The 21656-nt window shown below is 67.4% G+C and carries 23 protein-coding genes; 9 read left to right on the top strand and 14 right to left on the bottom strand.

Annotated features, from left to right (window positions below; genetic code table 11):
* Positions 1-58 precede the first annotated feature (58 nt).
* Entirely contained in the window at positions 59-1660 is a 1602-nt protein-coding gene (locus tag AC5Y4N_RS08855; protein ID WP_499904672.1) for an HNH endonuclease signature motif containing protein, read from the top strand.
* Positions 1661-1697: 37 nt separating this feature from the next.
* Here AC5Y4N_RS08855 and AC5Y4N_RS08850 read toward each other — a convergent pair whose 3' ends face one another.
* From AC5Y4N_RS08850 to AC5Y4N_RS08830, 5 genes are read right to left on the bottom strand one after another with little or no spacing between them, the layout of a single operon-like run.
* The gene (locus tag AC5Y4N_RS08850) at positions 1698-1991 is read right to left on the bottom strand and encodes a DUF732 domain-containing protein (protein ID WP_499904676.1); all 294 of its coding nucleotides are present in this window, start codon (positions 1989-1991) and stop codon (positions 1698-1700) included.
* Between the two features lie 55 nt (positions 1992-2046).
* The gene (gene glgX, locus AC5Y4N_RS08845; protein WP_499904679.1) at positions 2047-4197 is read right to left on the bottom strand and encodes a glycogen debranching protein GlgX; all 2151 of its coding nucleotides are present in this window, start codon (positions 4195-4197) and stop codon (positions 2047-2049) included.
* Positions 4198-4224: 27 nt separating this feature from the next.
* Entirely contained in the window at positions 4225-5043 is an 819-nt protein-coding gene (locus AC5Y4N_RS08840) for a DUF1206 domain-containing protein (RefSeq protein WP_499904682.1), read from the bottom strand.
* Positions 5043-6095, bottom strand: coding sequence for a YihY/virulence factor BrkB family protein (locus tag AC5Y4N_RS08835; protein WP_499904686.1), 1053 nt, complete (start codon positions 6093-6095; stop codon positions 5043-5045). The genes AC5Y4N_RS08840 and AC5Y4N_RS08835 overlap by 1 nt, the downstream gene beginning before the upstream one ends.
* Positions 6079-6348: a DUF4235 domain-containing protein gene (locus tag AC5Y4N_RS08830; protein WP_499904690.1), complete on the bottom strand. Its 270-nt coding sequence runs from the start codon at positions 6346-6348 to the stop codon at positions 6079-6081. The genes AC5Y4N_RS08835 and AC5Y4N_RS08830 overlap by 17 nt, the downstream gene beginning before the upstream one ends.
* Positions 6349-6483: 135 nt before the next feature.
* On the opposite strand from AC5Y4N_RS08830, the gene AC5Y4N_RS08825 reads away from it, so the two are divergent.
* From AC5Y4N_RS08825 to AC5Y4N_RS08815, 3 genes are all read left to right on the top strand, one after another.
* Complete coding sequence (locus AC5Y4N_RS08825; protein ID WP_499904692.1) at positions 6484-7662, top strand: zinc-dependent alcohol dehydrogenase; 1179 nt, start codon at positions 6484-6486, stop codon at positions 7660-7662.
* A gap of 150 nt (positions 7663-7812) precedes the next feature.
* The gene (locus tag AC5Y4N_RS08820) at positions 7813-7971 is read left to right on the top strand and encodes a hypothetical protein (protein ID WP_499904695.1); all 159 of its coding nucleotides are present in this window, start codon (positions 7813-7815) and stop codon (positions 7969-7971) included.
* 21 nt (positions 7972-7992) lie between these two features.
* Positions 7993-8613: a TetR/AcrR family transcriptional regulator gene (locus AC5Y4N_RS08815; RefSeq protein WP_499904698.1), complete on the top strand. Its 621-nt coding sequence runs from the start codon at positions 7993-7995 to the stop codon at positions 8611-8613.
* On the opposite strand, the gene AC5Y4N_RS08810 is transcribed toward AC5Y4N_RS08815, so the two are convergent.
* The gene (locus AC5Y4N_RS08810; RefSeq protein ID WP_499906264.1) at positions 8601-9209 is read right to left on the bottom strand and encodes a TetR/AcrR family transcriptional regulator; all 609 of its coding nucleotides are present in this window, start codon (positions 9207-9209) and stop codon (positions 8601-8603) included. The genes AC5Y4N_RS08815 and AC5Y4N_RS08810 overlap by 13 nt on opposite strands.
* A 123-nt stretch (positions 9210-9332) precedes the next feature.
* Here AC5Y4N_RS08810 and AC5Y4N_RS08805 point away from each other — a divergent pair, with 123 nt between their 5' ends.
* Positions 9333-10664 (top strand): cytochrome P450, encoded by a 1332-nt coding sequence (locus AC5Y4N_RS08805; protein ID WP_499904701.1) that lies wholly within the window; start codon positions 9333-9335, stop codon positions 10662-10664.
* Positions 10665-10701: 37 nt separating this feature from the next.
* Complete coding sequence (locus AC5Y4N_RS08800; RefSeq protein ID WP_499904704.1) at positions 10702-12732, top strand: hypothetical protein; 2031 nt, start codon at positions 10702-10704, stop codon at positions 12730-12732.
* Positions 12733-12735: 3 nt separating this feature from the next.
* On the opposite strand, the gene msrA is transcribed toward AC5Y4N_RS08800, so the two are convergent.
* Positions 12736-13248 carry a peptide-methionine (S)-S-oxide reductase MsrA gene (gene msrA, locus AC5Y4N_RS08795; protein WP_499904709.1) on the bottom strand — a complete coding sequence of 171 codons (513 nt, stop codon included), beginning with the start codon at positions 13246-13248 and terminating at the stop codon, positions 12736-12738.
* Between the two features lie 66 nt (positions 13249-13314).
* Between msrA and AC5Y4N_RS08790 the strand changes: the two genes are divergently transcribed.
* Genes AC5Y4N_RS08790 through AC5Y4N_RS08780 form a run of 3 tightly spaced genes read left to right on the top strand, consistent with a single transcriptional unit; the run spans position 13315 to position 15237 of the window.
* The gene (locus AC5Y4N_RS08790) at positions 13315-13806 is read left to right on the top strand and encodes a nuclear transport factor 2 family protein (RefSeq protein WP_499904712.1); all 492 of its coding nucleotides are present in this window, start codon (positions 13315-13317) and stop codon (positions 13804-13806) included.
* On the top strand, positions 13803-14810 hold the full coding sequence (locus AC5Y4N_RS08785; RefSeq protein WP_499904714.1) for an NAD-dependent epimerase/dehydratase family protein: 1008 nt from the start codon (positions 13803-13805) through the stop codon (positions 14808-14810). Before AC5Y4N_RS08790 ends, AC5Y4N_RS08785 begins: the two co-directional genes overlap by 4 nt.
* 58 nt (positions 14811-14868) lie before the next feature.
* On the top strand, positions 14869-15237 hold the full coding sequence (locus tag AC5Y4N_RS08780; protein ID WP_499904717.1) for a DUF427 domain-containing protein: 369 nt from the start codon (positions 14869-14871) through the stop codon (positions 15235-15237).
* 59 nt (positions 15238-15296) lie between these two features.
* Here AC5Y4N_RS08780 and AC5Y4N_RS08775 read toward each other — a convergent pair whose 3' ends face one another.
* Genes AC5Y4N_RS08775 through crtI form a run of 7 tightly spaced genes read right to left on the bottom strand, consistent with a single transcriptional unit; the run spans position 15297 to position 21654 of the window.
* Complete coding sequence (locus AC5Y4N_RS08775) at positions 15297-16298, bottom strand: Rieske (2Fe-2S) protein (RefSeq protein WP_499904720.1); 1002 nt, start codon at positions 16296-16298, stop codon at positions 15297-15299.
* Positions 16295-17857, bottom strand: coding sequence for an FAD-dependent oxidoreductase (locus tag AC5Y4N_RS08770; RefSeq protein ID WP_499904724.1), 1563 nt, complete (start codon positions 17855-17857; stop codon positions 16295-16297). Before AC5Y4N_RS08770 ends, AC5Y4N_RS08775 begins: the two co-directional genes overlap by 4 nt.
* On the bottom strand, positions 17850-18578 hold the full coding sequence (locus tag AC5Y4N_RS08765) for a class I SAM-dependent methyltransferase (RefSeq protein WP_499904726.1): 729 nt from the start codon (positions 18576-18578) through the stop codon (positions 17850-17852). Before AC5Y4N_RS08765 ends, AC5Y4N_RS08770 begins: the two co-directional genes overlap by 8 nt.
* Positions 18565-18876: a lycopene cyclase domain-containing protein gene (locus AC5Y4N_RS08760; RefSeq protein ID WP_499904728.1), complete on the bottom strand. Its 312-nt coding sequence runs from the start codon at positions 18874-18876 to the stop codon at positions 18565-18567. Before AC5Y4N_RS08760 ends, AC5Y4N_RS08765 begins: the two co-directional genes overlap by 14 nt.
* Entirely contained in the window at positions 18873-19196 is a 324-nt protein-coding gene (locus tag AC5Y4N_RS08755; RefSeq protein ID WP_499904731.1) for a lycopene cyclase domain-containing protein, read from the bottom strand. Before AC5Y4N_RS08755 ends, AC5Y4N_RS08760 begins: the two co-directional genes overlap by 4 nt.
* A gap of 2 nt (positions 19197-19198) precedes the next feature.
* On the bottom strand, positions 19199-20140 hold the full coding sequence (locus tag AC5Y4N_RS08750; RefSeq protein WP_499904735.1) for a phytoene/squalene synthase family protein: 942 nt from the start codon (positions 20138-20140) through the stop codon (positions 19199-19201).
* Positions 20137-21654 carry a phytoene desaturase family protein gene (crtI, locus tag AC5Y4N_RS08745; RefSeq protein WP_499906266.1) on the bottom strand — a complete coding sequence of 506 codons (1518 nt, stop codon included), beginning with the start codon at positions 21652-21654 and terminating at the stop codon, positions 20137-20139. The genes AC5Y4N_RS08750 and crtI overlap by 4 nt, the downstream gene beginning before the upstream one ends.
* Positions 21655-21656 lie beyond the last annotated feature (2 nt).

The following is a 21656-nucleotide window of genomic DNA, read 5'->3' as shown; positions in this document are numbered from 1 at the left end:
TCCACAGGCTCGCGACGAAGTGATCGGTCGGTCAGTGGATCCAGCTATACTCGAACACATGTTCGATGACCTCCCGCCCGAACCCGAGGCGTTGCGCGCAGCCGACGACGAGACCGTGGTCGCGGCCATCGAGCAATGGAACCGCGTCGAGGCGGCGGCCTGTGCGCGCCGGTTGGCCGCAATTGCCGAACTCACCGGACGGCGCTGCGACAAGGAAGGCGATCGCGCGCACTGGGCCTGCGATGGTTGGGACAGCGTCGCTGGCGAAGTAGCTGCCGCGTTGGGCACCAGTCCGAAAAAGGCGTCGAGCCAGATGTCGTTGAGCTTGACATTGCGTGACCGCGTGCCCAAGGTGGCTGCGCTCTTCTTGAAAGGGAAGGTCAGCTACCGGGTGATTTCGGCGATTGCCTGGCACACGCATCTCGTCGAGAACGCGGCCGTGCTGGAGTACATCGATTCAGCGCTGGCAGAGCGCGCCGGCAGCTTCGGCGAGTTGTCGGATTACAAATTGGCTCAGGCGATCGACGTGTGGATTGATCGCCGTGATCCCGATGCACGCCGACAGGTGCGTCAGCGTGCGCGCAGCCGCGATTTGCACGTGGGCAAAAAAGACGACGCGCGCGATACCACCGCGGTGTGGGGTCGGCTCTATGCCAGTGACGCCGCGGTGTTGGACCGCCGGCTCATGACGATGGCCCACGGAGTCTGCGACGATGACCCGCGTACCATCGCACAGCGCCGTGCCGACGCGCTCGGGGCGCTAGCGGCAGGGGCCGACCGGTTGGCGTGTGGTTGCAACAACCCGGACTGCTCGGCTGGCGGTGCCGACGCGAGAGCGGCCAACGTCGTGATCCACGTGGTCACCGACGCCTCCGCTCTTGGCGCCCAGCCCGATTCGCGGATGTCCGGGGAAGAACCCGCCGCCGGCGAGTTGGAACCGCCGCCGCCACAGGAGCACGCACCGGCAGTGGGCCTGTTGGGCCGCCGGGGCATCGTGCCGAGCCCGCTGTTGGCCGAGCTGATCCGCCGAGGCGCCACCGTCAAGCAGGTCTACACGCCCGGCGCCATGCCCGAACCGGGCTATGTCCCGTCAGCCAAGATGGCCGAATTCGTGCGCTGTAGAGATCTCACATGCCGTTTCCCCGGATGCGAGCACCCCGCGGAATTGTGCGATGTCGACCATACGATTCCGTGGCCGATCGGCCCGACCCACCCGTCCAACCTCAAGTCACTTTGCCGAAAACACCACTTGCTCAAGACTTTCTGGACAGGCATCGGCGGGTGGGTCGACGAGCAATTACCCGACGGCACCGTGATCTGGACGGCGCCCAGCGGCAGAACCTACAAGACACTGCCGTGCAGCCGAATCTTCTTCCCCGCCTGGAACACCGCGACCGCCGCACTTCCCAAACGACCGGTGTCGGCAGACCCGGTTGCCAGTCGCGGGCTGATGATGCCGCGGCGACGCCGCAGCCGTGCGGCTGACCGCGCCCACCACATCGCGCAGGAGCGCAGGCTCAACGCGGCCGCTCTAGCGGAGTATCGACGCCAACCGAGCGCCGCTCGAGCCAAACCGCCGCCACCGCCGCAAGAGCGGGCCGATATATGGGACATCGAGCGCAGGAGTATGACCGACGACGACGACCCGGCCCCGTTCTGAGGCCGTCAAAGCCGCTGCCTCCCAGTGATATTCGAGATCAGCAGCCGAGCGTGACAGCGGCAGTGCTGACGATGTCCACCGCTACAGCCAGCGACGCCTTGAGATCGTCTTGCACCATTTTGGCGGCATCGGGGGAGATCATGCCGCTGTCGATGGCGCGGCACACTCGGTGGCCTTCGTCGAGCAATTGCTGGTTACTGAGGAACGGATACTTCGGCGCCAGCAGATGCAGGTACTCGTTCTCGCCGGCGGCCGCAGGTGCGGCGGTCGACACCGCGACGGCCAGCGCGGCCGCACCCGCGGTGGTCAGAATGCCTAGTGCACGAACCACGATCGATCACCTCCGCCTGGAGTCAACCCTCGACAAAGCCTAGGGCACCAAGGGCTCACTCCGATACGTTCTTGAGCACCACCATCGCGCGTGACTCGACCTTCAGCATCCCGGCGGCCGCGATCGGCTTGGGCTCCGGCCCGTCCGTCGGTGCGATGACAGCCGTGTTGACCACCGGCAACCACGCCGACCCGAATTCGGCCGGCGGCAGTGTGAAGTCGAGCGCCTCGTCGTGAGCGTTGAAGCACAGTACGAACGAGTCGTCGGTCACCCGCTGCCCGCGCGCGTCGAGGTCGGGAATCCCGAGTCCGTTCAGATAGACGGCGATCGACCGGCCGAAGCCGGCCTCCCAATCGTCGTCGCTCATCTCCGACCCGTCCGGCCGGAACCACGAGATGTCGGGGAGGCCTTCGGCGCCGCGCCGGCGCACCGGCCGGCCGGTGAAGAATCGGCGACGACGGAACACTGGGTGCTCGGTACGCAACGCGGACACCTCTTGAGTGAACGCCGTCAACGCGGTGTCGGCCTCGTCCCAATGGACCCAGGTGATCTCGTTGTCCTGGCAGTAGCCGTTGTTGTTGCCCTGCTGACTGCGGCCCAACTCGTCACCGTGGCTGATCATCGGCACGCCTTGCGAAAGCAACAGGGTTGCCAAGAAGTTGCGCTGCTGACGCGCCCGCAGCTCGTTGACCGCCGGGTCGTCCGTGGGTCCCTCGACGCCGCAGTTCCACGACCGGTTGTGGCTTTCGCCGTCGCGGTTGTCCTCACCGTTGGCCTCGTTGTGTTTCTCGTTGTAGGACACCAGGTCTCGCAGCGTAAAACCGTCGTGGCAAGTGACGAAGTTGATCGACGCCACGGGCCGCCGTCCGGTGTGCTCGTACAGATCCGCCGACCCGGTCAGCCGCGACGCGAACTCGTCGAGCGTCGCCGGCTCTCCGCGCCAGTAGTCGCGCACGGTGTCGCGGAACTTGCCGTTCCATTCCGTCCACTGCGGCGGGAAGTTGCCCACCTGATATCCGCCCGGGCCGACATCCCACGGTTCGGCGATCAGCTTCACCTGGCTGACGATGGGATCCTGTTGCACCAGTTCGAAAAACGCGGCCAGCCGGTCGACGTCGTAGAACTCCCGGGCCAGCGTCGACGCCAGGTCGAACCGGAATCCGTCGACGTGCATCTCCGTCACCCAGTACCGAAGCGAATCCATGATCAGCTGCAGCGTGTGCGGATGCCCGACGTTGAGGCTGTTGCCGGTGCCGGTGTAGTCCATGTAGTAGCGCTTGTCGTTGTCGACGAGGCGGTAGTAGGCGGCATTGTCGATCCCGCGCATCGACAGCGTCGGGCCTAGATGGTTCCCCTCGGCGGTGTGGTTGTAGACGACATCGAGGATCACCTCGATGTCCGCCTCGTGCAGGGTGCGCACCATGGTCTTGAACTCCTGCACCTGCCCGCCCGGGGTGGTGCTGGAGCCATATTTGAAATCGGGCGCAAAGAACCCAATTGTGTTGTAGCCCCAGTAGTTTGACAGGCCCTTCTCGACGAGATGCGAGTCGTTTGCGAAGTGGTGCACCGGCATCAGCTCGATCGCGGTGACGCCCAGCTTCTGCAGATGCTCGATGATCGCCGGATGCGCGATCCCTGAGTAGGTGCCGCGGATGCGATCGGGGATGTCTGGGTGCAGCTGAGTCATGCCCTTGACGTGGGCCTCGTAGATCACCGTGTTCGCGTACTCGTGGCCGGGCGGGCGGTCGACACCCCAGTCGAAGTAGGGGTTGATGACCACCGATTTCGGCATGTGCGGTGCCGAGTCCTCGTCGTTGCGGCTGTCGGGGTCGCCGAAGTTGTAGCTGAAAAGCGCTTGGTTCCATTCGAAGTTGCCGTCGATGGCCTTGGCATACGGGTCCAGCAGCAGCTTGTTCGGATTGCACCGATGTCCGGCGGCGGGATCGTACGGCCCGTACACCCGGTACCCGTAGCACTGGCCCGGCTCGACCTGCGGCAGAAAACCGTGCCACACGAATCCGTCGACCTCGTTGAGCGTCACGCGTGACTCGGTCCCGTCGGCGTCGAACAGGCACAACTCCACCCGCTCGGCCACCTCGCTGAAGATCGCGAAGTTGGTGCCCGACCCGTCGTAGGAGGCGCCCAGCGGATAGGCCTTGCCCGGCCACTGTTCCCACGAGCGTTCTTCCCTCGGAGCCTCGGTCACGTGGGCACCTTCCTGTCGACGATCCGTTTACAACCGGCAGTACCGGCTGTGGGCAAAGCTATACAACCCGAACGCGGCGAACCCGAGCGCCGCTGCAATCAGCAGCACTTTGCCGAACGGTGCCGCACCCAAGAGCTTCACGGCACCGTCGATGCCTGTGGCTTTGGCGGGGTCGGACGTCATCGTCGCGACGATCAGCAGAACGCCGGCACCGGCCAGCACCAGTCCCTTGGCAACGTAACCGGCAATGCCCAGCGGTATGAGCAGCGGCCCACCCGCAACGGTCACGTCGTCCAGAAAACGCTTCGTCACACCCTTGTGGACGTGATAGCCGCCGACCGCCACAACCGCCAACCCGATCACCACGAGTAGGAACTCTCCCCACCCATGCTGCATGAGCCGCGCACTCAGCCCGGCGTTGCGTGCCGTGCTCGGCTCGTTGCCGCCGGTCGCGAACTTGGCCGCCGAGAATGCAATCGCGAAGTAGACGACGGCGATGCCAAAAGACTTGAGTCGGTTGGTCACTTGCGTGATGCCGTGCTCCTCCACCTTGCGCTCGCTGGGGTGCTGGCCGACGACGGTCTCGGCCAGTCGCCACAGGCCCAACGCGGCCAAGCCGGCGGCAGTTGCCCACAGCAACGCGGCTCCGCCGGGTCCGGCTGCCAGCGCGGCCAGTGCGCCGGACTGGTCGGCGGTTCCGGCCGACCCGAGCGCGATGTGCGCGACGATGTAGCCGACCAGAAGATGAAGGATGCCGCTGATCACGAACCCGGCGCGAGCCGCGAGCTGGAATGCGTCGTTGTCGGTGGCCCGGCCGACCGCTCCCTGCACCGGGTTAGCGGCCATCACTGCTCTTTCCCGCGGGACTGCCGCAACGCGGTGCCACGCTCGATGTCCTTGTCCTGCTTGGCCTGATTCTTCTCGAGAAGCCGCGTGTCGCGCGGTGGCAACTGCAGCTCCTCCTCAGCCGGCAGCCCGGCCTGCAGTTCGCGGCCACGCTCGAGTTCCGAATCCACCTCTGCGCCGAACAGCAAGGCCACATTGGTGATCCACAGCCACAGCAAAAAGACGATCACCCCGCCTAGCGCGCCGTAGGTCTTGTTGTAACTGGCGAAGTTGGCGACGTACACGCCGAACCCGATCGACGCGACCACCCACACCACGATCGCGACCATCGCGCCGACGCTGATCCAGCGGAACTTCGGCTGCCGCACATTCGGAGTGGCGTAATAGAGCACCGCGACCGCGACCACGACGCACACCAAGATCAGCGGCCACCGCCCGATCCGCCAGACGCCCATCGCCACATCACCCAGGCCGATCGCATCCCCGATCGCCGACGCCAGCGGCCCGCTCACCGTCAACATGAACGCGACGGCCGCCGCCAGCACCAGCCCCGCCAACGTCAACGCCAACTGCAGCGGGCGCAGCTTCCAGATGGGTCGGCCCTCTTCGATCTCGTAGATCCGGTTCATCGCGCGGCTGAACGCGCCGACGTATCCCGACGCCGACCACAGCGCACCCAGCAGACCGACAACCAACGCGAAACCGGCCGACGGCGTGTCGACCAACTGCTGAACCGGACCGCGAAGGGTGTCGACCGCCGACGCCGGCGCCACGTCGGCCACCACCTGTAGCACGGTGTCGACGGTGCGCTTGCCCTGGCCGAACACGCCGAGCAGCGACACCATCACGACCAGTGCCGGGAACAGGGACAGCACCGCGTAGTACGTCAACGCCGCCGCCAGGTCCAGGCACTGGTCGCGGGAGAACTCGCGCACCGCCATGCGCACCGAATAGATCAGCGAGGGCTTGGTGAGGTCCGTCGGCGAATCGGGCTTGCGCGGATCTTCCGGGTCGGGTGACATTGCGGCCGGTTCGCTAGACGGGGTTCTCATGGGTGACGGCCTGGTAGCCGCGCGCCGCCGCCCGATCCACGACAGCCCGCACGACGCCGAATACCAGACCCTGCAGCGCGGCGGCCGTCAGCACCTCACGCGACGACTGCCCGAGGTCCTTCGGGTCCGGTGTCTCCTCGGACTCGCCGACGCGTTTCCAGATCTGGTTGAACACGGCGCCCGCCAGAAGCCCGCCGGCGACGCTCGCCGCAATCGACAGGGCCTTGTACGCCACCTTCGAAGTCACGCTCACGTGTCACCTCCGCCGTCGAGTGTTGGCGCAACCTATACCCGCTTACCTGCGCGTCGACACTTGTCGCCTTGGCGCACTGAATGTTTGACACCACCGCGAACGGGCATGGCTGTCCAAGCAACTCCGGGAGGTCTGATGCGAGCAGTGACGTGGCAGGGCAAGCGCAAGGTGTCGGTCGAGAACGTGCCCGACCCGTTGATCAAGGAACCCACCGACGCCATCATCCGGGTGACGAAGACCAACCTCTGTGGCTCGGACCTGCACCTGTACGAAGTGCTCGGCGCATTCATGACACCGGGAGACATCCTCGGCCACGAGGCGATGGGCGTAGTCGAAGACGTCGGTCGTGAGGTCGGCGACCTCAAGGTCGGCGATCGTGTGGTGATCCCGTTCAACATCTCCTGCGGGCACTGCTTCATGTGCGACCACGGGCTGCAAAGCCAGTGCGAAACCACGCAGAACCGGGACCAGGGCACCGGTGCCGCGCTGTTCGGCTACTCCAAGCTCTACGGCGAAGTCGCCGGCGGCCAAGCCGAGTACCTGCGCGTGCCGCAGGCCCAGTACACGCACATCAAGGTGCCCGACGACGGGCCCGACGAACGGTACGTCTATTTGTCGGATGTGTTGCCGACGGCATGGCAGGCGGTGGAATACGCCGCCGTTCCCGACGGCGGCACGCTGGTGGTACTCGGGCTCGGACCGATCGGGTCGATGGCGTGCCGGATCGCATTGCATCGTGGCAACTGCCGCGTGATCGGTGTGGACCTGGTGCCGGAGCGGCTCAGCCGGGCCCGCGACTTCGGCGCCGAGGTGATCGACCTCAACGAGCACGACGCCGAACCCGTGGTGGTCGACGCCACCGACGGTCGTGGCGCCGATTCGGTGATCGACGCTGTCGGGATGGAGGCGCACGGCTCGCCGATCGCCGAGGCCGCCCAGACCGCGGCTGGTTTCCTGCCGTCGCCGGTCGGTCGCGTGGTGATGCGCAACGCGGGCGTCGACCGGCTCGCCGCGTTGAATGCCGCGATCGGCATGGTGCGCCGCGGCGGCACGATTTCGTTGTCCGGCGTCTACGGCGGCGCCGCCGACCCGATCAACATGATGACGCTGTTCGACAAGCAGGTGCAGCTGCGTATGGGGCAAGCCAACGTCAAGCGCTGGGTTCCCGACATCATGCCGCTGCTGACGTCCGACGACCCGCTGGGCGTCGAGTCCTTCGCCACCCACCGGTTGTCCCTCGACGAGGCGCCGGCGGCCTACGAGACGTTCCAGAAGAAGCAGGACGGCATGATCAAGGTCGTGATGACCCCGTAGAAAGTATGACTTGGCGCATAGTTCTGGCAATCAGCGCAGGGAAGTGCCCGCAAAGATAACGGCCAGATCACGGCCTTCTTGACCGTTAGTATGGCTAGCGGCATAGTCGGGGCTGCGGAGATGCAACCGCTCCGCGAAAGGTAAACCGCCATGACGACCATTGAGCTGAACATCGCCGGACTGCACTTCACGCGTTCGGCACACGACGACGGCGGGAAGAAGTCCTGGTACCACAGCTGCCGGACGTGGCGCCGCAAAGAAGTCCGCGGGTCCGGCCGTCCCGTGCAGGCGGCCGACTCCGCGGCGTGACGCGCGCCGTCGAGCATGGACATGCTGCGGCAACGCGCTAAGCGAGGCGCCACCAAGCGCCGGATGCTCACCAGCGCCGCCGAAGTGCTGCGGGAACGCGGCGCGGCCGGCGTCACCATCGACGAGGTGCTTGCCCGCAGCGGTGCGCCACGTGGCTCGGTGTATCACCACTTTCCGGGCGGCCGGCATCAGTTGCTGGCCGAAGCGCTGCAGTTCGCCGGCGAATCGATGACGACCGCGATCGGCGAGGCGGCCGCCAGAGGCCCGATGGCTCTGGTCCACGAATTCGTCGAGATGTGGGAAGCCGTGCTGCGTGAAAGCGACTTCATGGCCGGCTGTCCCGTGGCCGCCGCGGCGATCAGCAGCACCGACGAGGATCCGCCGCTGGCCGCCGATGCGGCACGCATATTCGGACAGTGGCGCGATGCGCTCACCCGCTCGTTCGTGGCCGACGGCTTTCCCGACGACGACGCGGCGACGCTGGCCACCACCATGCTTGCCGCGATCGAGGGCGCGGTGATCCTGTGCCGGTCGCTGCGCAGCCCTCAGCCGCTGCGGGATGTGGCCGAAAATCTCGAATTCCTGGTGAACGGACGCAGATTCGTCAGCCGGTACCGACGCGACGCGCGTCAGGACGCCTGAGCTTCGGCCGACACCAGAGCGATCGAGGCAGCCACGGCGGTGTCGACGATCGCGCGGACATCCTTGCGGTCCTCGACTGTCAACGCGGTCAACTCACGGAGGCCGCCGAGAAGAATCACCGACATCTGCGGGGACGCCGGCCGCAGGCCTGCGCGCCGGAACCCGGGATTGCTGGTCACCTCGGCCAGCATCTGCGTCAGCACCTCGATGTTGTGCCGCTGCACCGACCGCACTGCGGCGCCCAGCGCAGGCAGCTCACGGATCCAGCTCAGCGCGACGGCCGGACGTGACTCGATGACGCCGACGTAGGCGTCGATGGCCTGGTGAATCTGCTTCTGCCAGTTGGCTTCTGGGTCGACGGCCGCCTTGATCTGGACGACCATGTCCTCGATCGCCGTGCGCAGCAACTCGACGAAACACTGTTCCTTGCCGTCGAACTCTTGGTAGAAGGTGCGCTTCGAGGTGCGGGCGTGCCGGACGATGTCGGCGATCGTGGTGTCGCGGTACCCCCGCTCGGCGATCGACTCGGCCAGACCGTCGAGCAGTCGGCGTCGAAACGGGTGCTCGAGGTCTTGCTCGGAAGCCGTGACGGCGATGTCGGCCACCGTCATCGCGCCTCCTGTCCACGGTCGAGTCTTGATCGGCACGGTACTAACCGGTACCGTACAACACGACACTGTGGTACTGCGTGGTACCACGACTGCGGTTGGGAGTGAGCGATGAGCGAAGCGGCCCTGAACCTCGTCGAAAGCGGCAGCGCGCCGCCCCCTGCCAAACTCCCGCCGCAAGTGCCGCTGCCCAGGCCGGTTCAGGGCATGGGTTTCGTGGTGTCCCGTCGCTGGACCATTCGGCAAGCCGCCCGCCGCTACGGCAACGTGTTCACGCTCAACATTCCGGTGTTCGGCCACACCGTCGTGGTCGCCGAGCCGGCATTGGTCAAGCAGGTGTTCATGGCCAGCACCGACGACCTGCTCAACATCAAGCCCAACCTCAGCCGAGTACTGGGGCCGGGCTCGATTTTCGCGCTCGACCGCACCGAGCACCGCAACCGTCGCAAGCTGCTGCACCCGCCGTTTCACGGCAAGAGCATCAAGAACTACGAACGGATCATCGAAGAAGAGACTCTCCGCGAGGCTACGAATTGGCCTGTGGGACAGGAGTTTCGGACGTTGGAGCCGATGATGCGGATCACGCTGAATGTGATCCTGCGTGCGGTGTTCGGCGCGGAGGGCGCCGAGCTCGAGGACCTGCGCCGGCTGATACCCGGCTGGGTGAAGCTCGGCTCGCGGCTGGCTACACTGCCCCAGCCGTCACGGACGTACGGCCGGTTCAGCCCGTGGGGCCGGCTGGCGGCGTCGCACCAGCGGTTCGACACGATCGTCGAGACCCTGATCGCGAAGGCCGAAGCCGACCCGTACTTCGACGAGCGCACGGACATCCTCGCGCTGATGCTGCGCAGCCGCTACGACGACGGCTCGCCGATGTCGCACCGGGACATCTCCGACGAGCTGCTGACGCTGGTCGCCGCGGGCCACGAGACCACGGCATCGACGCTGGCCTGGGCGTTCGAGCGGCTGCGCCGACACCCCGACATCGTCGCCGCACTCACCGAGGAGGCCGACGGCGACGGCAACGAGTTGCGTCAAGCGACCATCCTCGAGGTGCAGCGGGCGCGGACCGTCATCGACTTCGCCGGCCGCCACGTCGCGGCGCCCGTGTTCGAGCTCGGTGACTGGCGCATCCCACAGGGCTACTCGATCGTCGTCAGCATCGCGCAGCTGCACGAGACCGCGTTCCCCGAGCCGGAGCGGTTCGACCCGTACCGGTTTGTCGGCAACCGGCCGCCCACGTTCGCCTGGGTGCCGTTCGGGGGAGGGACACGGCGCTGCCTGGGCGCGGCGTTCGCGAACACCGAGATGGATGTGGTGCTGCGGACGGTCTTGCGTCATTTCGAGCTCGACTCGACCACCGACCCCGGCGAGAAGGTGCACTCTCGCGGCGTGGCGTACACGCCGAAGCAGGGCGGCCGGATCGTCATGCGTCACCGCTGACGTTTGAGCCGCGGCCAGGCTGGCTAACTGTTCAGCCATGGATCGCCCCGACACCATGGTCGAGATCCATCGACAGCGGGTGCAGGACCTCACGCTCGAGTTCTTCGGCGGCGAGAAGTATTCACAGCCGGCCAACGGCCCCGGCTTCACCGCGACCGCCACGCTCGACCTCACCCTGGACCGGGTGTGGTTCGTCGAAGACGCCCGCGGGCGGCTGTGGCGAGAGCACGTCGACGGCCAAGAACGGGATCCGCTGCGGCACTTTGCGATCGACCTGGCGATCTTCGACTCCAAGCTCGCGATCGAATCCGTCACCTGCATCCCGCTGGTGCCGCTACCGCCGCGCACAGTCACAGTGCCCGACGGTCCGCGCGCCGGGGAGTCGCGGCAGATCCCGTACAACGAGATCCCGCTGATGGGCCGGCTCACCATTCACGAACAACTGGAATGCCGTGAGCCCGAGCCCGGCAAGCAGACCATTGCGCTGAATTTCAAATCGCAGGATGCGCCGGTTCTCGTGGCGGCTGCAGCCGACGACGGCGCACGTCTCTACGGCCCCGGTGTCGAGCGAAAACCCAACGGCGACACCATGTTCAGTGGGAAGGACCCGCGCGTCACCTGGGACCTCGACGACGCCGAGGCGTACTGGATCACCCACTGCGTCGCCGGTGAGCTGCTGGTGAATCTGCAGAAGCTGCGCCACCCGGCGATCTCCGACGACGACGCCCGCACCGCGGTGCTGGACTTCATTGCCGCACAGATCGCCGAGGCGGTCGGCCCCGAGGTGGCAGCACTCGGCGAGGACGGCATCGTGGGCGTGCTGCCCACCACCATGGACGTCGACCCGGCCGCGGACGACGACAGCACCGTCAAGGAGCTCGACGCGGTGGTGCAACGCTACGAGGTCGGCGGCCGCCCGCACGAATCGATCGTCGTGCAACTGAAGACGCTGCGCGAACTGCCAGCCGGCGAAGAGCTGCCCGCGTCGGTACTCGCCGAAAACCCTGGCGAGCACACGGCTTTGGCCGTCACCGGGTGGAGCATCCTGCGTGAGGTGCGTGACACCGTGAAGTCGACGTTCAATCTCGACGAGTCCGACTTCGACCCCGACGCGCCGTGTCTGCTCGACGGCCCGAAGACCGTGATGATCGGCGGCGACGAGCGTGTGCTCGAATCACTGGACGCCGACATCACGCCCCGCACCGGGGACGGGCGCTTGGTGATCGACGGAAAAGTCACCGCGCACAGCAAGTTCTACGACTTCGACGCCGCGTTCACGATCACCTACGACATGGTGCTCGACGACATCCCCCGTGACGCGGTGGGCAACGAGACCAGAACCTTCACCGGCGAGACGATGGAGGAATTGCAGCGCGCACTGCAGCAGGCCGGCGAACGCCGAAGCGCCGGTGAATTGAGCGAAGAGGAGTACGAGGCGGAGGTCAAGCGGGCCAACGACCGGATCGCCGAACTACCGCGCACCGTGGGTGTGCGACCCACCCAGACTGCGAAACCCGTTGTGCAGCCGAACTTCAGCCTCACCGCTGCGGGCCACGCCGCGACCGCGGTGGGAGTGGCCGCGGTGGTCGGGCTGCTGGCGCTGCCGGTGACGGCCGCCGTCGGCGCTGCGGGGGTGGGTGCGGCCGGGGCGGGTGGGTTGCTGGCGTTCGCGATCGTCGACTACCTCTCCACGGTGTTCACGCTCAACTGGTTCGGGGCCGGGATGGGCTCACGCGAGGTACGCAAGGCACTCAGCGATCGGCCGAGCGGAACCGAACTTCCGGTGATCGGAATCCCGGTGGGCACCAACCTGAATCGGCAACGGCTCGCGGTGTATTTCCGGCAGGTGCCACCCCAGTTGCCGGTCAGCTGCGTCAAAGCGGACGACGACGGCAAGATCCGCGTGGTCGGCGGCCGTTGGCCCGGAGACGGCGCGCAGTGGCTGCTGTCGGCCGACGACGGTCGGCGGTTCGTCGAATCGGGCGAGCTGCAACTGGTGCTCGACGACTCCGGTGAGCGCGTGGATTTCGAGGCGGATGCGCTGCGCTCGCTGCCGCAGTGCAGCTGATGACTACTTAGTGCTGCTGGCCCGCCTGGGCAGCTTCCAGCCCGGCCGGACGTAGTGGCAGGTGTACCCGCTGGGATAGCGCTGCAGATAGTCCTGGTGTTCCGGCTCGGCTTCCCAGAAGGCGCTCGCCGGGGTCACCTCGGTGACGACCTTGCCGGGCCACAAACCAGACGCCTCGACGTCGGCGATGGTGTCCAGGGCGATCTGCTTCTGCTCGTCGTCGAGGTAGAAGATCGCCGAGCGGTAGCTGGTGCCGACGTCGTTGCCCTGCCGGTTTTTCGTGGTCGGGTCGTGTATCTGGAAGAAGAATTCCAGCAGCGTGCGGAAATCGGTCTGCTCTGGGTCGTAGGTGATCTCGACGGCCTCGGCATGACCGGGGTGGTTGCGGTAGGTGGCGTTCGCGTTCTCGCCGCCGGTGTAGCCGACGCGCGTGCTGACCACCCCGGGCTGCTTGCGGATCAGCTCCTGCATGCCCCAGAAGCACCCGCCGGCCAGTATCGCCTTCTTGTAGGTCATGGCTCCTCCTTACACCGATGGGTCGCCCCTCGACAACGCTGGTAGAACGTGTTCTAGTTTTGAGCTGTGACCGGTTTTGGCCGCGCCGAGTTGACGGCGGCGTTCGAGCACTTCGAGCAGACCGTGGCGCGGGCCGCCGAGACCCGCGACTGGGACCCGTGGGTGCAGCAGTACACCGCAGACGTCGAATACGTGGAGCATGCCGCCGGCACGATGCGCGGCCGCGACGAAGTGCGGGAGTGGATCTGGAAGACGATGACGACGTTCCCGGGCAGCTACATGACTGCGTTTCCGACGCTGTGGTCGGTGGTCGACGAGCCGACGGGACGGATCATCATGGAGCTCGACAACCCGATGGCCGATCCCGGTGACGGCACGATCATCAGCGCCACGAACATTTCGATCATCACCTACGCCGGCGACGGGCTGTGGCGCCGCCAAGAGGACGTCTACAACCCGCTGCGGTTCGTCAAGGCGACGATGAAGTGGTGCCGCAAGGCACAAGAGCTCGGCACGCTGCCCGACGAGGCGGCCCGCTGGATGGAGCAATACCGATGACGACGGCTCTGGTGATCGGCGCGAACGGATTCCTGGGCAGCCACGTCACCCGCCAGCTGGTGGCTAGCGGCGCCGACGTGCGCGCGATGGTGCGCAGCGGCGCGAACACCAAAGGCATCGACGACCTTGCGGTGCAACGGTTTTACGGCGACGTGTTCGACACCGAGGTACTGCGCGAGGCGATGAGCGGCTGCGACGTCGTCTACTACTGCGTGGTGGACACCCGCGCGTGGCTGCGGGATCCCGCGCCGCTGTTCCGGACGAACGTCGAGGGCACCCGCAACGTGCTCGAGGTGGCTCGCACGATGCCGCTGCGGCGGTTCGTGTTCACCAGCAGCTACGTGACGATCGGCCGCCGCCGAGGGCACGTCGCCACCGAGGAGGACCAGCTGCACTGGCGGCGGTCGTTGGGCCCGTACGTGTTGTCGCGGCTGCAGGCCGAGCAGTTGGTGCTGCGCTATGCCGCCGACGACGGGCTTCCCGCGGTCGCGATGTGCGTGTCCACCACCTACGGCCCCGGCGACTGGGCGATGACGCCGCACGGCGCGATGATCGCCGGCGCCGCATTCGGGAAGGTGCCGTTCGTGATGAACGGCATCGCGCTGGAGGTCGTCGGCGTCGACGATGCGGCGCGGGCCATGATTCTGGCTGCCGAACGCGGCCGCAACGGCGAGCGCTACATCGTCTCCGAGAAGATGATGACCAACGCGGAGATCGTGCGGATTGCGGCCGAGGCGTCCGGTGCGCCGGTGCCCCGCCGATCCGTGCCGCTGCCGGTGCTCTACGGCATGGCGACGATGGGCAGCCTCAAGTCGCGCCGCGGCAGCCGCGAGATGCTGACCCTGCGGTCGCTGAGGCTGATGCGGGCCGAAGCACCACTCGACCACAGCAAGGCGGTACGGGAGCTGGGCTGGCAGCCGCAGCCGGTCGAGGATTCGATTCGCGCCGCGGCGCGGTTCTGGGTCGAGTTGCGGGCGGCGGCCAGGAAATCGAGGGCGGGTTAGCCGTTCTCCAGCTGGGCTTGCCCGGGAATCTTACGCCCGGTCCGGCGTTGACTGTCCTATGAGCAAGCCGCGTCTGCAACCGAGCGCCCGCCACCCGATCACGGTCACCCCGACCGTCGGACACGTCACCGTCCGCGTCAACGGGGAGGTGGTGGCCGAGACGGACAATGCGCTGACGCTGCAGGAGTCGACGTATCCGCCCGTCCAGTACATCCCGCGCAGCGACGTCAACCGTGACCTGCTGCGGCGCACTGACACCGCGACGTACTGCCCCTTCAAGGGCGACGCGAGCTACTACAGCGTGGTGACCTCTGCGGGCACCGTCGAAGATGCGATCTGGACGTACGAGCACCCGTATGAGGCGGTGGCCGCGATCGCCGGCCACGTGGCGTTCTATCCCGACAAGGCCGAGATCACCGTCGGCTAGCCACCGGTGCGCCGAGCGTGCGTGGGTTGCGAAAAATCGCGAAGATTTTCGCCGTCAGCTCACATTCGGCGGTGGAGATCGCGCGCTCGGGTGCGCACGTGGTAGCGGCGCTCGGCGTAGGCGATGTCATCGCGCCACAGCCGCGTGGCGGCGTACCGCATCAGCGGCGTGATGATCGGGGCGACGTGGCGGGTCCGGGCGAAACCTGACCGGTCCGAGTGGGCGATCACTGCCTCGATCACCGCGGTGCGCGGGCGCCCGTCGGGCCCTGCGCCCAGCGGTGTCGCGTGCGTCTCGACCACGCTGCCGGCGCCTTCGCCGTCGACGATCCGCATCACGATCGTGCGCCGCTCCGGGCTGGTGAACTCCGCAATCACCGGTACGCCGAACCGGCCCATCTTGAACGTTACGGCGACGAGGAAGCGGTCGGTGTCGTCGTCGGCGTCCGGCGGTGGCGCGCTGAGAACTTCGAGGCGCGTGAACGAGTATGGATGGAACCACGCGCCGTGCCACGGGTCGAGCCGGTTGGCGATGACGTCGTCCGGCTCGCAGATACCGACCAGCCGCGTCACCGCGTCGAGCCGAATCCCATTGGGGCGCAACGGAATTACCGGCTGCGGGGTGGGCTCCTCGCCGCCGATGCGGTCCAGTCGAACCCACACCAGCACGCCGTCGTCGTGACTCGGCAGCGGCTTCCATCCGAACTCCCGGTTGCCGGTGAGGCGCAGCCCGTGCCACGGGCAGACGAGCGCGCCGCAGTCCACCGTTCCCGTGGCCAGATCGGCGCCGAGATGCGGGCATGTGGCGGGGCCGACGTGCAGCCCGCCGTTGCTGTCGCGCCACGCGACGATCTCCACCCCGGCGACCGTCGTGCCGAACGGGCGCCGGCTGTGCACGCCGGTGCTGGCGGCAAACGCGTACCAGTTGCCCGCCGGCCGCTGATGTGTGCGCCGCAGCGCCGCGTCGATGATCGCCGGTTCGGCGTCGCGGTAGGTGGGTTCCTGCTGCGCCCACTGCGTTCGCGGGAGTAGTTGAATAGGAAGGTTTTTCGGCCACTTCACGGCGAGCTCTGCCCTCTCACGACCATTTGTTGCCTACCACCCGCCAGGCGGCGCAGCAGCGGAATGCGGCCCTGCGTCGGCACGGTGTGCAGGGGGTGCCCGGCCAGCCCCCAGCCGGCCAGCAGCTTGTTGGCCGCGGTGAACCCGGTGGTGGCCGCGCGTTCCATCAGCGCCACCGGCAGGTCGATGCGGATGCCGTCGCCGGCGAGCATCAGCCGAGGATGTGGCGTGGTGACCTGCGGCCGGCGGGCGAAATCGCCCGGAGCGAACCGGGGGCAATCGTCGCGCCACAAGGTGCGTTCGGCGACCACCCTGGCGTCGCAGGTCTCCGGGTACAACTCGTGCAGCCGAGTGAGCAACCGCTCCGTCAGCCCGTCGCGGTCGCGCACGGCATACGAGTGCAGCTCGACGACGGCGCCGCCGTGGCGGTGTGACCAGTCGATTGCTTGGCGCTCATAGCGGTTCAGCACGCTGATGTTGTCCAGCGGCGGCAGCCCCCCGGTGCCGAGGAACGCCGGCCGTTGCGGCTTCACCGGGCGGTCGAGCCACAGCCGCTGTACGACGAACGGCGGCGCCGTCCCCAGGGCCGCCACCGTCTCGCGCCACACTTCGTCGCCGAGATCCGGTGACGCACCTACGATCGCGCGCAGCCCGCTGACGTCGGGGGCAAGGACGACAGCGTCGGCGTCGACCGGGTCGATCGAATCAGCATGCACGCGAAACGCTTTGGGGCCGTCGGTGCCGATCGACGACACCGACACTCCGGTGCGGAACTGCACACCCCGGTCGGACAGATATTTCCGCAACGGCTCCCATAGGCAGGTGTCGAAGTTGGCGCCGGCGACGTCGAACACCAAGCCCTCGCTCGAGCCGAGGAAATAGATGTGGAACATCGTCGCCAGCTCGGCTGCTGACAGCTGCGCGGGCTCGGCGAAGAAGCTGCGGGAGAACACCTCGAACGCCAGGTGCCGCGCTGCGTCGGGAAAGTTGATCTGGTGCAGAAACGTTTCGGCGTCGACGTCGTCGAGGCGGTGGTAGATGTCCGGCACCGACACCGCAGCCAGCGGTGCGGCGGCGCGGGCGTCGAGCGCGACGAGGTCCCGTAGCCGAAACGTGGGGCTGCGAAGGGCAAACAACAGCGCATTCCACGGCGGGGTGCGCGGCAGTCCACGGAAAGTGTCGCGGCGGCCCTGGGCATCGACGAGCGGGTAGTCGTCGACGGCGGTCAGTTGGCTCAGCGCCGGATCGGTGCGCCGCAACAGGTTTCGCAAGTTGTAGTACTGGCGGAAGAACGCATGGAAGCCACGGTTCATCGCGACGGAAGTGCCGTCGGGCAGCGCCTCGGACCACCCGCCGACCCGGCCGCCGAGATACCGTTGTCGCTCCAGCACCTCGACGCTCACGCCGCGCTCGGCAAGTCCCGTCGCTGCGGCCAAACCCGCAATTCCCGCACCCACCACCACCGCGTGCGGTCTCGACGTCAGTGAATCCGCGTTCGGCAAGCCCGGCGCGGCGGCATGCGTCACCCGGCGCGAATCACGAAAACCGTTGCTAGTCATGAGGAGCGTCGGCCAGGAAGGTGTGGACGATGTTGCGCTGCCAGCCCGTCATCGTCTCGCTGTGCACGGCCACGAACCCCGCGTCGGCCAGCCGGCGGCGGAACTGGGTGGCGCCGTCGAACGCCAGCACGCTGCGCCACAAGTGCCGGTACAGCGCAGTGTCGCGGGTGTGCCGGAAACCCGACGGGATGATGATGCCCCAGCACACCGCGCTCCACGTCAGCGTCGCCGCACGCGAATCGCGTACCGAATATTCGTGCACCGCAAGAGTTCCGCCCGGCCGCAGCAACGTCAGAAAGCGCTTCAGCTGCGCGTCGGGGTCGGCCAGGTTGCGCACCAGGTAGGCCGCCAGGATGCCGTCGAACGGGCCGGTGACGCCGAGGTCGGCGAGGTCTTCGATGCGGCCGTGGACGAACCGCACCGACGATGGCCACGTCTTGGCTTGCGCCTCACGCAGCATCCCCGCCGACGCGTCGACCGCGACGATCTGAGCTTCCGGTGCCGCGGCGACCAGCGCGGCCGTCGACGCGCCGGTGCCGCACCCGGCGTCGAGCAGCCGCAATCCGCGCCCGCGGTTCGGAATGCGCATGCGCTGCACCGAGATTCGCAGATGCTCGTGGTAGCCGGGATTGGCACCCACCATGCGGTCATAGGCCTGTGCGCCGACGTCGAACGCCGAAGGCACCGCGTCGCGCGGCAGGCCGGCGTCACCGACTGTCACGTTGCCGCTCCCAGAGCAACAGCACCGCCGTCACCAACGCGAACCCGAACAGGAAGTCCTCGACGGGAATGTCGAACGGAAACCGGACGCCGACGGTGTGCGCGTCGTCGTAGACGACGATCGGTGCGCTCAATTTGGTGAGCCAACCGTCGACGAGAATCTGGAAGCCGAGCACGATCGACATGGACAGCCAGTACGCGCCCTTGCGGAACAGCCCGGTGCGCCACACCACCACCTCGAGCGCGACGACGGCGGCGACCGCGACCACCGCGGGCAGCGTGTAGCCCAGCCCGCTCACGAGCGGCGCCTGAGCCGGCCGAGCATCGCCGTCACCGCGTTGTAGGTGAGCAAGCCGCACAACGGGATCACGATGAAGAACAGTAATTCCTCCAGCGGAATGCCGAAGCCGACGTGAACTCCGGTGATGTAGCGCGGGTTGTACGTCCACACGTGCGCCGCGACCGCCAGCGCATCCCAGACGACGAACAGCAACGCCACCGGCAGCACCGACCGAACGGTGCGCAACGGCTGGCGATATACGCCGGGACCGAAGAACTCGAGCGGCGCGGTGACGAGCAGGCAGGCGCCCAGCACCAGCAGGTACTGCCATCGGTCCACGGCTACGCGGCCTGCCCGCGCCTCGCCCGCCACGCCTGGATCAGCCCACCACCGGCCACCTGCAGCCGACGCGCGGTGCCCACCCGGGCGCGATGGCTGAACACCGCGAAGTCACTCGCCTCGATGCAGTCGAGGATCTCCGAGTACAGGGTCAGTGCGGTGGCCACGCACGGCCGCGACCACGGCGCCAGCATCTGCACGCCGTCGGCGGCGAACCGGTAGATGCCGCGGGTGATGTCGTGCTGTGCCGACAGCGCCCGGCGCACCCGTGGATCAGTGCGCCGGTGTTGGTGACACCACGTCAACAACTCGCGGTCGACGTCGAACGCGGCGAGCTCGTCGGCCGGCAGGTAGACCCGCTCTCTGGCCAAGTCTTCGTCGACGTCACGCAGGAAGTTGGTGAGCTGAAACGCTTGACCCAGCGCCGCGGCGTAGGGAGCCGCCTCGTCGGCGGGGCCGACCGTGCCGAGGACCGGCAGCAGCTGCAAGCCGATGACTTCCGCCGAGCCGTGCATGTAGCGCTCGAGCGCCGCGCGGTCGGGATAATCGGTGACCGTCAGGTCCATCCGCATCGAAGCCAAGAAGTCGCGAAACAGTTCCGGGGCGATGCCGTAGAACGCCGCGGTGTGGCGCACCGCCGTGAGCACCAGGTCGGTCTCCTCGTCGTCGGCGGTGCCGCCTTCGAAGAAGAGATCCGAAAGGCGTTGCAACCCCGCCTCTTTCGCCTCGGTGTCGAGCGGCGAATTCAGGTCGTCGAGGATGTCGTCGGCCAGCCTGGCGAACCCGTACAACGCATGCACGGCGGGCCGCTGCGCCGGTGTCAGCAGCCGGGTGGCCAAGAAGAATGTGCGGCCGTGGCGGGCGTTCAGGTCGCGGCAGCGGCAATAGGCCATTCGCAGCCGCGGCTGCGTCACCCCTGCTGCGTCGAGCTCGGACCGGATCATGCGTTGCTGCCTTCGGTAGCGATGATCCTTCGTGCGGGCTGCTGCAGCGGTCCGGTGATCCGGTCGGCCGCGAGCCGCCCTGACAGCAACGCGGTGGGCACCCCGACACCCGGCACCGTCGACGAACCCGCGAGCACCGCGTTGGCCACTCCGCGAACGGTGTTGGCAGGCCGGAACGGCCCGGTTTGGGCGAACGTGTGCGCCAAGGCGAACGGCGTGCCCGCCAGCATGCCCTGCCGGGCCCAATCGGCCGGAGTCACCAGATGCAGCAGTTCGGCGTCGTCGCCGACACCGGGAAGTCTGCCCCGCACGGTGTCGAGCAGGCGTGCGGCGTAACCGTCAGCCATGGTGTCCCAATCCACTTGTCCGCGAGCAAGATTCGGCGCCGGAGCCAGGATGTACAGCAGATCCCGACCCGGCGGCGCCAAAGATGCGTCGGTGGCGGTGGGCCGGGTCACCAGCAGTGACGGATCGGTCATCGGTCGGCCGGTGCGGATGATGTCGTCGAAGGTCTGTTCCCACGCGTGCCCGAACAGGATGGTGTGGTGTGCACCGGATTGCACTGCGACGCAGCCGACGTGGGCGACCACGGCCGACGGCGCCGGACGCAGCCGCAACGGCCGGCGCGGTGTGCGACCGAGGAGCCGGTACGTCTGCGGCAGTTCGGTGGTCAGCACCACGGCGTCGCAGGTGATGCGGCTGCCGCGCTCGGTGTGGACGGCGCTGACCCGGTCGCCGGACGTCTCCAGCGCGGTGACGGCCGACGAGTACTCGAACCGTACACCGGCGGCAGCGCCCGCCGCGGCGAGCGCGTCGGGCAGCGCCCGCATTCCACCCCGCGGGAAGTAAACGCCGGCAACGGTATCCATGTAGGCGATCACCGCATACACGGCCAGCGCCCGGTGCGGCGGCACGCCGGCATACAGCGACTGGAACGTGAACACCCGCCGCAGCCGCTCGTCGTCGATGAACCGCTGCACCACCCGTGCCCACCGACGAAAGCCGCCGAGCGCTGCCAGTCGCGCGAGTTGCGGCGTGAGCAAGCCCAGCGGTGAGTCGAAGTTGGCGGCGATGAAGCCGTCGAATTCGGTGCGGTACAGCCGAGTCAGCCATTCGCGCAGCCGCAGATAGCCGGCGGCCGCGTCCGGGCCGGCGAATGCTTCGACTTCGGCGGTCATAGCACCCGCCTCTGTGTGCACGTCGAGCTCGCTGCCGTCGGCGAACGCGGCGTGATAGGCCGGCTGAACTGGAACCAAATCCAATCGGGCAGAACAACTTTCACCCACCGCGGCGAATGTGTCGTCGATGATGTCGGGCATCGTCAGCACTGTCGGGCCGGTGTCCAGCAGATAACCGCGCGCGTCGACGCGACCGACCCGGCCACCTGCAACCGGCTCCCGTTCGACGACGGTCACCTGGCGGCCGCGCCCAGCCAGGTGCAGCGCGGCCGAGAGACCGGCCAGGCCCGCGCCGACCACGACGACGTGGTCTGCGTGCCCTCCGACGGTGCGGATCA

This window comes from Mycobacterium sp. NGS19 (genome assembly GCF_059813155.1).
The sequence above is the reverse complement of the archived record's forward strand: the minus strand, read 5'-3'. Positions and strand labels throughout refer to the sequence as shown.